General features: G+C 34.2%; 8 protein-coding genes and 1 tRNA gene. 4 read left to right on the forward strand and 5 right to left on the reverse strand.

Features of this window, described 5'->3' with window-relative positions; genetic code table 11:
• Window positions 1–38 precede the first annotated feature (38 nt).
• Complete coding sequence (locus tag ACP15M_RS10570; RefSeq protein ID WP_425077181.1) at window positions 39–533, forward strand: metallophosphoesterase family protein; 495 nt, start codon at window positions 39–41, stop codon at window positions 531–533.
• Between the two features lie 157 nt (window positions 534–690).
• Here ACP15M_RS10570 and ACP15M_RS10575 read toward each other — a convergent pair whose 3' ends face one another.
• The gene (locus ACP15M_RS10575; protein ID WP_425077182.1) at window positions 691–1101 is read right to left on the reverse strand and encodes a DUF4293 domain-containing protein; all 411 of its coding nucleotides are present in this window, start codon (window positions 1099–1101) and stop codon (window positions 691–693) included.
• Window positions 1102–1323: 222 nt separating this feature from the next.
• On the opposite strand from ACP15M_RS10575, the gene rho reads away from it, so the two are divergent.
• Window positions 1324–2949 carry a transcription termination factor Rho gene (rho, locus tag ACP15M_RS10580; protein ID WP_425077183.1) on the forward strand — a complete coding sequence of 542 codons (1626 nt, stop codon included), beginning with the start codon at window positions 1324–1326 and terminating at the stop codon, window positions 2947–2949.
• A 146-nt stretch (window positions 2950–3095) separates the two neighbouring features.
• Here rho and rpsT read toward each other — a convergent pair whose 3' ends face one another.
• The 3 genes from rpsT to proS all read right to left on the reverse strand — a co-directional run bounded on the left by rpsT (window position 3096) and on the right by proS (window position 5069).
• Window positions 3096–3347 carry a 30S ribosomal protein S20 gene (rpsT, locus tag ACP15M_RS10585; RefSeq protein ID WP_425077184.1) on the reverse strand — a complete coding sequence of 84 codons (252 nt, stop codon included), beginning with the start codon at window positions 3345–3347 and terminating at the stop codon, window positions 3096–3098.
• Window positions 3348–3372: 25 nt separating this feature from the next.
• Window positions 3373–3444, reverse strand: a tRNA-Glu gene (locus tag ACP15M_RS10590).
• Between the two features lie 146 nt (window positions 3445–3590).
• Complete coding sequence (gene proS / locus ACP15M_RS10595) at window positions 3591–5069, reverse strand: proline--tRNA ligase (protein ID WP_425077185.1); 1479 nt, start codon at window positions 5067–5069, stop codon at window positions 3591–3593.
• A gap of 317 nt (window positions 5070–5386) precedes the next feature.
• On the opposite strand from proS, the gene ACP15M_RS10600 reads away from it, so the two are divergent.
• Entirely contained in the window at window positions 5387–6385 is a 999-nt protein-coding gene (locus tag ACP15M_RS10600) for a hypothetical protein (RefSeq protein WP_425077186.1), read from the forward strand.
• 32 nt (window positions 6386–6417) lie between these two features.
• Complete coding sequence (locus ACP15M_RS10605; RefSeq protein ID WP_425077187.1) at window positions 6418–7938, forward strand: OmpP1/FadL family transporter; 1521 nt, start codon at window positions 6418–6420, stop codon at window positions 7936–7938.
• A gap of 80 nt (window positions 7939–8018) precedes the next feature.
• Here ACP15M_RS10605 and ACP15M_RS10610 read toward each other — a convergent pair.
• Window positions 8019–12557 (reverse strand): T9SS type B sorting domain-containing protein (locus ACP15M_RS10610; protein WP_425077188.1); only part of this gene is annotated, 4539 nt, incomplete at its 5' end.

Here is a 12557-nt window from a genome sequence, read left to right on the forward strand (position 1 = left end):
ACATAATATAACTATTTTCGCTTTTACAGAAGTAAAACATGACTAAAATCTTATTACTTTCAGACACGCATAGTTACATCGATGATGATATCTTAAAATATGTCAAACAAGCAGATGAAGTATGGCATGCTGGAGATATTGGTGATTTAAAAGTTACTGATGCCATAAAAAAACTAAAACCTTTGCGAGCTGTTTATGGAAACATCGATAGCGATAAGGCTCGAGTTGAATTTCCAGAACACCATCGTTTTATGTGTGAAGAAGTTGATGTGTGGATTACACATATTGGAGGTTATCCACCAAAATACAATATGAGAACACGTGATTTGATTAAGGAGAATCCACCAAAGATTTTTATTTCTGGTCATTCACACATACTCAAAGTGATGCCAGATAAGCGCTATAATTTAATTCACATGAATCCTGGAGCAGTAGGAAAGCATGGATTTCACAAAGTACGAACCATGCTTCGCTTTACTATTGATGGCAAAACAATTGATAATTTAGAAGTGATCGAATTTCCGAAACGGTAATATTACTGCGGAAAAATAATATAAGATCTCGTTTTACAACTAGATTAGTTCAACCATCAAAACTCTATGCACTTTATTTATGAGTTTTGGGTTTCATAAAAAAAGCCCAAGATCTTCACCTTGGGCTTACGCACTAAAATAATTAAGATAATAGGGTTTATCGCAATCGATCAACAGATTTTACAAGGTCTTCATCCTTTTTTATGGCCTTATTGGCCAAAACCAATAACACGATAGATAAAATAGGTATGAATATCCCAACACCTTTCTCTGAGATGTTACTCTCTCCAGGTGGCATTAGCAATTGATACACAAAAAATCCTAATAAAATAAAGTTTAATATGATATTAAGTCGTCCCAATACAAATTGAAACTTCCTGTTTTTAAAATTAAAAATTGAAATAAAAGATAACAAGGCAGATCCCAAAAACAAACCTAAATACAAATAGTCATCTACTGCAAATACAGCGACATCATCACTGTTAGTCCATAAGTGCAATACAAATATTAAGCCAGCAGAAACTAACGCTGATAATAAAAGGTAAACTGTTTGTATACGTTGAATCATTTATAAGTATCAATAATAAGGCACAAAATTAATAGTTTCTTTTAAAAGATGTATTAAATTTTAAAAATAAAATTGTATTATTGCACATATAATTTGTTACCAACAGTGTTACAGATTATTAAATCTTCAGATTTTTTTCAAATTTTTCCCACTAAGCACATTTTTCAGAAAAGTAAGGATGAAATCAATTTCAGTTTAAAAAAACTTAATTATTAAACATAGATGTTCGAAATTTCCGAATTAAAAGCAAAAAAGCTTCCTGAGCTTCAGGAAATTGCTCAAAAATTAAAAGTTCCAAAATACCGCAGTTTAAAAAAATTAGATTTGGTGTATCAAATTCTTGATTTCCAAGCAGCTAATCCAGATGTGGTAAAAAAAGAAGTTACTAAAGACAGTAATGAGGAACCAAAGAAGCCTACTCAACAAAGAAAACCTAGACAACGTGTTCAGAAAAAACCTGAGCAAAATCCTACGCAACAAAAAATGGAATTAGACGATAAGAAAGATGATAAATCTTCTCAATCTAATGACAAAAAAGATACTAGGAACAATCAAAAAAACAATCAGAGTAACGATAATCGTTCAAAAAATTCTAACGACAACAAACATAATAATCGTCAGAAGAATAACGACAACAAACAAAATAATCAACGCTCTAAAGACCATAATAACTCAAATAAAAACAACGGAAACAAAGATAATCGCAACCGTTATAGAGAACCAGATTTTGAATTTGATGCCATTATTGAAAGTGAAGGCGTTTTAGACATCATGCAAGATGGTTATGGTTTTTTACGTTCATCAGATTACAATTACCTCTCTTCTCCAGATGATATTTATGTATCGCAATCTCAGATTCGTTTATTCGGATTAAAAACTGGAGATACCGTTTTAGGACATGTTCGTCCGCCAAAAGAAGGTGAAAAATATTTTCCACTAATTAAGGTTAGTAAAATTAATGGTCAGAAACCAGAAGTGGTTAGAGATCGTGTATCATTTGAACATTTAACACCATTATTTCCTCAGGAAAAATTTAATATTGCAGAAAAGCAAAATACGATTTCAACTCGTATTATGGATTTGTTTTCTCCTATTGGAAAAGGTCAGCGTGGCATGATAGTATCGCAACCAAAAACAGGTAAAACAATGCTGTTAAAAGATGTGGCAAATGCAATAGCAGCTAATCATCCTGAAGTTTATCAAATGATTTTATTAATTGATGAACGTCCAGAGGAAGTTACAGATATGCAACGAAATGTTCGTGGCGAAGTGATTGCTTCAACCTTTGATAAAGAAGCTCACGAACACGTTAAAATTGCCAATATCGTTCTAGAAAAAGCAAAGCGTTTGGTAGAATGCGGTCATGATGTTGTGATTCTTTTAGATTCAATTACGCGTTTAGCAAGAGCATATAATACGGTTCAACCAGCTTCGGGTAAAATTTTAAGTGGAGGTGTTGATGCTAATGCGTTACACAAACCAAAACGTTTTTTTGGTGCTGCTCGTAATATTGAAAATGGTGGTTCGTTAACTATAATTGCGACTGCTCTTACTGAAACTGGCTCAAAAATGGATGAAGTTATTTTTGAAGAGTTTAAAGGAACAGGTAATATGGAATTACAACTAGATCGTAAAATATCTAACCGTAGAATTTTCCCTGCAATAGATTTAACATCATCTAGTACACGTCGTGATGATTTATTACTTGAAGATAGCACCATTCAAAGAATGTGGGTTATGCGTAAATACTTAGCAGATATGAACCCTGTTGAAGCTATGGAGTTTATTAATGATCGTTTTAAACAAACAAGAAACAATGAAGAGTTTTTAGTTTCTATGAATGGATAAAACCATGTTATAAATATAAAAGTAAAAAAAAGCCTAGACAAAATTTGTTCTAGGCTTTTTTATTACATCTACTCTATTTCTATTTATAAATAAAAAAAGCCTCTCAAATTGAGAAGCTTTTAGTGTTTACTTTCTTAGAAGAGTAATTATTTTAATGTTGCTACATGCTTCATTAAATTAGACTTCAAGTTAGCCGCTTTGTTATCATGGATAACATTTTTCTTTGCTAATTTATCAATCATAGAAACAACTGAAGGCAAAAACGCTTTAGCATCTTTAGCTTCCATTTCACGTAACTTTTTTATCGCATTACGAGTTGTTTTATGCTGATATCTATTCGTTAAACGTTTAGTTTCGTTACTTCTTATTCTCTTTAAAGCTGACTTATGATTTGCCATTGTATTTTTTACTTATTAAAAATTGTAGCCCGTAGGGGAATCGAACCCCTCTTACCAGGATGAAAACCTGGCGTCCTAGCCGATAGACGAACGGGCCATTTGTTTAAAATTTAATTTTTAATTTATCATTTAATAAGATGATAAATTAGTATTTCAAATGAACATGCAATTCCTCATTGCGGATGCAAAAATACAACTATTTTTAAATGTTGCAACACCTTATCAATTTTTTTTAAAAAAAAATTAATATGCCTTGGCAAACAATACTCTTCTAGAAGATGGTTTTCCAGAAAAAACACATATTCCATCCTCTTCTTTTGAATTCGATGGAATGCATCTTATTGTTGCTTTTGTTAGTTCTTTAATTTTTAATTCGGTTTCAGCAGTGCCATCCCAATGCGCCGAAACAAATCCTGTTTTAGTTTTTAAAACGCTTTTAAAGGTTTCAAAATCATCAACTTCAGTAATATGAGAATCTCTAAAGTTAAGTGCCTTACTGAACAGTTCCTCTTGAATTGTTTTTAACAAACTATCAACTTTAGCAATTAAATCAGATATATCAACAATATCTTTAGTTAACGTATCACGTCTAGCTAACTCTACTGTATTATTCTCTAAATCTTTAGGACCAATGGCTATTCTTAAAGGTACACCTTGTAATTCGTGTTGCGCAAACTTGGCTCCAGGTCTGTGAGTTGTTCTCCCATCAAATTTACACGATACACCAATTACTTTTAAATCATTGATTATACTATTAGCTTTATTTGTGATAACTTCTAATTGCTCATCAGTTTTATAAATAGGAACGATAACCACCTGAGAAGGTGCTAAGTTAGGCGGTAACACCAAGCCTTTATCGTCACTATGCGTCATAATTAAAGCTCCCATTAAACGTGTAGAAACTCCCCAAGATGTTGCCCAAACATGGTCTAGTTGACCTTCATTATTTGTAAATTTAACATCAAAAGCTTTAGCGAAATTTTGACCTAAGAAATGAGATGTTCCTGCTTGAAGCGCTTTACCATCTTGCATTAAAGCTTCAATACAATATGTTTCTACTGCACCAGCAAAACGTTCACTTTCAGTTTTCACACCTTTAACAACTGGAATCGCCATAAAGTTTTCGGCAAAATCTGCATACACATTATTCATTAATTCAGCTTCTGCTAACGCTTCCTTTTTAGTAGCATGAGCTGTATGACCTTCTTGCCATAAAAATTCTGCAGTACGTAAAAACAAACGCGTTCGCATTTCCCATCGTACTACATTTGCCCATTGGTTGATAAGGATTGGTAGGTCTCTATAACTTTGTATCCATCCTTTATAGGTATTCCATATAATAGCTTCACTAGTTGGTCTGACTACTAATTCCTCTTCTAATTTTGCTTCAGGATCTACACGTAATTTTCCTTCATTATCAGGATCATTCTGTAATCTATAGTGAGTCACTACTGCACATTCTTTAGCAAAACCTTCAGCGTTTTTCTCTTCGGCTTCAAATAAGCTTTTTGGCACAAAAAGTGGGAAATATGCATTTTGATGCCCTGTTTCTTTAAACATTCGATCTAATTCAGCTTGCATTTTTTCCCATATAGCATAACCATAAGGTTTAATTACCATGCATCCTCTAACAGCTGAATTTTCAGCTAAATCAGCCTTAACGACTAACTCGTTATACCATTTTGAATAATCTTCTGCTCTACTTGTAAGGTTTTTACTCATTTTAAAGTCTTTAGCACAAATACTGTACTGTTTTAATAACAATTTTATTTGACAAAACTAATTAAATTTTATAATGTTCAATAATAAAAACAAAGGTTATGTATACTCTTAACTTTTTATGTTGCATTAAATTGATATAATATGAAATTACTTAACCATAAAGCATAGTTACATTTAAAAGATTACCAACCAAATAGACGTTTTTGGCATAAAAATTGTGACTATGTTAAATAAAAAAATAGTTGCTTAAAACTAACTATTTTTGTAATGTTCAACAGTAAATATATACAAACATGCAATTCTATAACTACCTTAAAATGAAATTGCCATTTTTTGTTGCACTTGGCTTCTCTTTTGTTTTGGCTTCTTGTGGATCATACCAATATGTTGGCTATGAAAGTGATGGCATCTATAGTAACAATGAAGTCACCTATGAAGAACCTTCAAATACTGAAACTGAAACTTCAACTACAAATGAAGATAACAGCTATTACAAAGCTTATTTCAGTGAAAAAGCCAATCAGTATAGTGAAATTCCAGATGACGAAGAAGTGGTTTTTACTGATATTGATTCGTACAAAGGCGAGTATTCAGAAGAAAACCAAGCAGGAGATTCGCAAAATGGATATGCAGGTTGGGGACAAACTAACAGTAACGTGACCATAAATTATATAGACAATAGTTGGGGCTACAGTCCTTGGGGATGGAATAGTGCCTGGGGATGGAATGCAGGCTATGGTTGGGGTTGGAATAATTGGGGTTGGTACAGACCTTGGGGATGGAACAATTGGAATGTAGGTTATGGTTGGGGTTGGAATAATTGGGGCTGGAATACAGGATGGAGATATAATTATTGGTGTCCACCTGGCTTTAACGGTTACTATTACAATCGTGGTTTAGCTTACCACAATGGGTATAGAGGCTCTAATTTAGCTTATGGAAGAAATAGAAATTCTATAATATCAAGACGTAACACTTCAAACTTGTCTCGACGCAATACATCAATAATTTCAAATCGAGGTACAAGGACAAGAGCTAGAACCAATTCAAGAACAACGATTAGAAGAAACGACAATTCAACTATTCGAAGAAATTCCACTAGAAGTAGATCAAATAGCACTGTAAGACCTAGAACCAATACTAGAAACAGAAATAATGCTACTCGATCACGCTCAAGTGGCAACAGGTCTAGTTCAAGAATGACGACAACTCCAAGAAGAAATAGTTCATCTATGAGAAGCTCTAGAAGCAGTTCAAGATCTTCGGGAACATCATCTAGATCTTCAAGTAGAGGAAGCTCAAGTCGTCGCAGATAAAAAATAATTCCCATCAATTAAAAAAAATCGATATGAAAAAGTTAACTATATTTATGATAGGAGTCTTCTCTATGTCTAATCTTTTTGCTCAAGACATAACTGATGCTCTTAGCTATTCACAAGACGAGATTCAAGGTAGCGCGAGATTTAGAGCTTTAAGTGGTGCTTTTGGTGCTCTAGGAGGTGATATGTCAGCTGTTAGTTTAAATCCTGCAGGAGCAGCAATTTTTAATAGAAGTCATGCTTCAATGTCTCTTTCTAGTATTAATATTAATAATGATGTTTCTTTTTTTAATGAGAAAAACTCATCATCAGAATCCAAAATAGATTTACACCAAGCTGGTGGTGTGTTTGTTTTTGCAAACACTAACAGTAATTCATCCTGGAAAAAATTTGTCATTAGCTTAGCCTACGATAAAACTGCTAATCATGATGACCAATGGTTTGCTAGTGGCAGGAACACAAATTCTGTAGATAATTATTTTTTAGCCTATGCTCAAGGTTTAAGACTTGATGAAATATCTAGGTTTACTGGAGAAACAATTTCTCAAGCTTATGCAGAAATTGGCAACTCTTATGGATACGGAAATCAACAAGCTTTTTTAGGCTATGAATCATTTATACTTGAACCTATTAATGATACAGATGAGAACACTGCTTATGTTTCAAATATTGCTCAAGGAACTTTTAACCAACAATATGATTACATCTCAGAAGGCTATAATGGTAAAGTAAGTTTTAATGCTGCCACACAATATAAAGACAAATTATATTTAGGCATTAATTTGAATGCTCACTTTATCAATTATGAAAAGTACACTTTTTTAAGAGAAACTAATTCTAATCCTGGTTCATTAGTAACTAATGTAGGTTTTGAAAACAATCTATTAACAACTGGCAATGGGTTCTCTTTTCAGTTAGGTGCAATTTTTAAATTAACTGAAGGACTAAGGGCTGGATTTACATATAACTCACCTACTTGGTTTAGAATAAATGAAGAAACTACTCAAAGTATTTCAGCCTTTGTTGATGACATAGATGATGATGAACCTACAAAAAATGTAAATCCAAATATTGTTAATATTTTCCCTGAATACAAACTGCGATCTCCTGGTAAAATTTCTGGAAGCCTTGCTTATGTTTTTGGTAACAAAGGCTTATTAAGTTTTGATTACTCACGAAGAGATTATTCCAATATTGAGTTTAAACCTGAAGATGATATCTTTTTCAGATCTCAAAATGAAGTTATAAATAATATCTTCAAAGTTGCAAATACATATAGATTTGGTGGAGAATATAAACACAAACAATTTAGTTTTAGAGGTGGCTATCGTTTTGAAGAAAGCCCATATGAAGATGAATCATTTGTTGGCGATTTAACAGGTTTCTCTTTAGGCTTAGGATATAATTTTGGCAATACTAGGCTAGATTTAACATATGATCAAGCTGAAAGAACAGTTAACAACTCTTTATACTCTGTTGGTTTAACTGATGCTGCTAAAGTTGATTCAATTAATTCAAATGTTACACTTTCATTAGCTTTTAACCTATAAACAAACTTAATTTATCACAAAAAATAGGCTTTATGAAACCAATCATAAAGCCTATTTTATTTTCTCTTTTAGCCGCTAATTTATCTTTTCAGGGTAAAATGGGCTTTAAATTCTTTTTGTTGTAATGTATTAGGTTCAATGTACTCAACCACAAACCAGTAGTCACTCGATGGCATTGGGCTTCCATTATAGGTTCCATTCCAGCCTTCGCCTGTTGGACTTATCTGCTTCATTAGTTTTCCGTACCTGTCAAATATATAAATTTTTGCGCTTGGTTGGTCAGCAATACCTTTTATGTTCCATGTATCATTAAATCCATCGCCATTTGGTGTAAAGTATTTCGGATAATCCATCACTGTTACCGTATCAACTGCATATCCACAACCTATCGTATCTCTTACCTCTACAACATGATCGCCTGCCAAGACATCTACAAAAATATGACTCTCCTGCCATGCGCCTCCATCTAATCTATACTCATAAACTCCTAAACCTGTCACTGTAACTTCTATAATATGTAACTCTGAAAACGCATCTGTCGTTACATCTGTCAATATACTTGTTGGTGGTGAACTCTCTATAACCTCTGTAACAACTGGATTATCAAAGTTTGAACATCCTGTCACTGCATCTGTAACGATAACACTATAAGTTCCTCCAACACTTGGTATATAACTCCCTTCTGTAGCTCCTGGTATCACCATGTTATCTAAACTCCATTCAAACAAATAATCTGGTGTACTTAGTCCTGTATCTAAGACTGGTACATTTAAAACTTCCGTTCCATTTGTATCTACACACAATATATAACTGTCTTCTAAATCAAATACTGGTCGTGGATGTACTATTAATTCAACTGGTGCTACTGCATAACAAATTGATGAATCAATTGAATTATCTATAACGCCATCATTATCGATATCTACAAAATCTCCTAAACCATCACCATCTAAATCTATATAATCAATAAGTCCATCGCCATCAACATCAAATCCATCAGGTAACGTATCGTTATTTACATCTATTAAATCAAATACGCCATCGTTATCAACATCTATTGTATCGTCATTACCATCACCATCAAAATCTAATGCCATAGTTACTGCTGATAAATCTAAATTCAACAACGCTACTTCTTGTGTGTCATTATCAACACGTGCATAAATCACCTGTGGATTGACAATATTCTCATATAAAAATGGTAATGGATTTACTCCTAACTCAGCATCTGCAACTGTCTCATAATAAGTCACTATATAATTTGCTGGATCTTGACCATTTAATACCTGAGATTCTACATCAGTTAAATTAAACTGTGTACTATTATTACTTGGATCACCATCATCATCCATCTCATCATCACACTCCTCTAATGGTGCTGGTGATGTTGCCTCGGCTGCCTCATGAACCTCTATATTAAACACTGGTGTACTTATTGAACAACCTGTATTGTTATTTGTAATTGCTACATAAATCGGTTGTGGATTCGTAACATTCATATACGGACTCACTAATGGATTGGCCAAATCATCAGCATCTGTTTGTGATACATGATACGTTACTGTAAATAACATAGGATCTTGTCCATTTAATATTTCGGCATCTTTACTAGTTAAATCAAACTCATCAATACCATCGGTGTTTAACTCACAAAGTATAAAATCTGTAACTGCTACAACATCTGGTAATGGATTCACTATGATATCAAAAGTAACTATTGTATAACATTCTGTAATATCATTTTCTACACGTACATAAATCGTCTGTGGTGTACTCGTATTGGTATAAGCTGTTGGATCTGCTATAGCATTTTGGTCTAGCTCTGCATCTTCCTCAGATTCATGATAGGTTGCCGTTACTCCTGACTCACCATTAATGATATAAGCCTCATTCAATGTCAAATCAAATTCCTCTTCCATATCACTAGGATTCACATCATCACACAACTCTAAATCCTCTGGATCTAAACTCGGTGTTGGGTTTGGTAACACACGTATGGTTAGTGTTGTATAATCTACACAACCTGTATCAGTATCGGTAACTACAACATATAAAGTCTGTGGATTGGCTGCTGGTGCTCCATTAACTGAAGTATTAGTGTAATTCTCTGCATCTACTGCATTAATCTCTGCCTGTGCATCTGCATCTGTCTCATAATAAGACACACTCCAACTTGCCTCACCTCCTGTAATCTCATTATCCTTTACTGTTAAATCAAAAACAGTAACCTCGTCGGCTATTAAATCATCACACAACTCTAATGGTGTTGGTTGCACTGCCTCTGGTGGTAATTCTACTCGAATATCAAAGAAACCTGTAGAAGTAACACATCCATTTACATTACTTACTAAGCGTACATAAATCGTCTGCGGATTAGTAACATTGGTATAATTGGTAACATTAGCTATTGGATTTGCTCCTGAATCTGCGTCTGCTTCTGTCACATGATAAGTGAGCATAAAATCTGATGGAACTTGTGTGCCCAAAATCTCTGAATCCTTACTGCTCAAATCAAACTGGGCAAAGCCATCATCATTCGTATCACATATCACATAATCATCTATCGCTGTTGGAACCTCTGGAGATGGTAATACACGTATGGTTAATGTCTGTGAGGTATTGTAACAGCCTGTATTGATATTCTCTGCTCTAATGTAAATCACTTGCTCATCCATAACAATATTTGTATATAAACTCGTAAGTGCATTTATATCCATGTCTGCATCACTCTGCGTTTCATGGTAGGTAATTTCAATATCTAATTCTCCATTCTCTATCTCTACAGTCTTACTCTCTAAATCAAACGCCTCAAAACCATCATTATCTAAATCACAAACCTCTAAATCTGTTGGTGCTGCTGGTGATGGTATTGGATTTACTCTTAGAAGTATCGTCGCTGTTGTACTAACTGAACATCCTGTTACATCATCGGTAGCCCTAACAAATATCGTTTGAGCATTACTCGTATTCATATAAGGACTCACAATAGGATTCGTCCCATTATCTGCATCTAACTGCGTCTCGTAATACGTAAAACTAATTCCTGTTTGACCATTTAACATCTCCGCATTAGCATCCTCTAAGGTAAAGGCTTCCACCTCATCGCCTGGGTTATTATCATCACATAACTCTAATGGCTGTGGTTGAACCAATACTGGAAGCGCATTTACAATCAATTCTAAGCTCGTTAACTTATAACATCCATTGACTGTGTCTTCTACACGAACTGATAAAGTTTGCATAAAAGCTGTCGTATTAATATAACCTGTTGGATTTAAAATTGAATTAACCCCTAAATCGGCATTTGCCTCTACTTCATAGTAAGTTACTATATACTGTAAAGGATCTAAACCATCTAATATCTCTAAGTCTTTACTCGTTAAATCAAACTGTGCAAAGCCATCTGCTAAAACATCATCACATTCCTCTAGTGGTGTTGGGTCCTCTATCTGTGGTGTCGGATTTACTATCAATATAAGCTCTACTATAGTCGCACAATCTGTCGCTATAGTAGCACTCTCTACACGTGCATAAATCGTTTGTTGATCTTCTACTATATTGTTATACGGACTCGTTAAGGCATTAACATCATTATCTGCATCTGCCATTGTCTCATGGTAACTTACTGTCAGCGTCGGATCGCCTCCTGTTATCTCTGTATTTGCATCGGTTAAGGTAAACACTCCAAACCCATCACTATCTGCATCACAATACTCCATTGGCGTTGGTGTAGATGCTACTGGTGCCTGCTCTACAACCAATGTTAAGGTCGTTGTTGCATAACAGCCTGTATTGATATCCTGAACTCTTACAAAAATTATTTGCCCATTAATCGTATTAGTATATGGAATTGGTAAAGGATTTACCGCATTATCGGCATCTGATTGTGTTAAATAATAACTTACTGTATAATTAGGATTATTACCTGTTATCTCTACATTCTTTATACTCAAATCTATACTCGTTAATCCATCTGGAACTCCATCATCACAAACCTCTAAATCTGATGGAACTACTAATGCTGGTAATGGATTAACTACCAAATCAAAACTCCCTGTTGCTATACAGCCTGTAGCCATATTTACCGAGGCATAATAAATCGTCTGTGGATTACTCGTATTACTATATGGACTCCCTAATGGATTAACTAAACCCTGTGCATCAGCTAAACTCTCATAATAACTTACAGCTACCGATTGACCATTAGCAACCTCTACATCTTTTGTCGTTAAATCAAATAACTCTACCTCATCGCCAGGTAAATCATAATCACATAACTCATATGCTGTCACTGGAACTGTATCTGGTAATGGATTTACTATCAATGTTAAATCTGTTGTGTCATAACATCCTGTCGAACCACTCTCTACTCGAACATAAACCGTCTGTACATTTGGTACAATATTATCATATGGAACCAGTAAATCATTAACACCATTGTCGGCATCACTCTGTGTCTCATGATACGTCACTACCATACCAACCTGTCCTCCTATGGCCTGTGCATCAGCTAAACTTAAATCAAAACTCGTAAAACCATCATTGTCATCATCGCAAACCTCTATCGCTGTTACTACATTCGCTATTGGATTCTCTATAACCTCTAAATCCAATGTCGT

The sequence above is a fragment of the Psychroserpens sp. S379A genome (assembly GCF_049800755.1).
Taxonomy (GTDB): Bacteria; Bacteroidota; Bacteroidia; order Flavobacteriales; family Flavobacteriaceae; genus Psychroserpens.

Bases quoted from the DNA above. Each gene is read 5' to 3' on its own strand.
- ACP15M_RS10600 (WP_425077186.1), top strand. From the start codon at position 5,387: ATGAAATTGCCATTTTTTGTTGCACTTGGCTTCTCTTTTGTTTTGGCT.
- rho (WP_425077183.1), top strand. From the start codon at position 1,324: ATGTTCGAAATTTCCGAATTAAAAGCAAAAAAGCTTCCTGAGCTTCAG.
- proS (WP_425077185.1), bottom strand. From the start codon at position 5,069: ATGAGTAAAAACCTTACAAGTAGAGCAGAAGATTATTCAAAATGGTAT.
- ACP15M_RS10570 (WP_425077181.1), top strand. From the start codon at position 39: ATGACTAAAATCTTATTACTTTCAGACACGCATAGTTACATCGATGAT.
- ACP15M_RS10575 (WP_425077182.1), bottom strand. From the start codon at position 1,101: ATGATTCAACGTATACAAACAGTTTACCTTTTATTATCAGCGTTAGTT.
- rpsT (WP_425077184.1), bottom strand. From the start codon at position 3,347: ATGGCAAATCATAAGTCAGCTTTAAAGAGAATAAGAAGTAACGAAACT.
- ACP15M_RS10605 (WP_425077187.1), top strand. From the start codon at position 6,418: ATGAAAAAGTTAACTATATTTATGATAGGAGTCTTCTCTATGTCTAAT.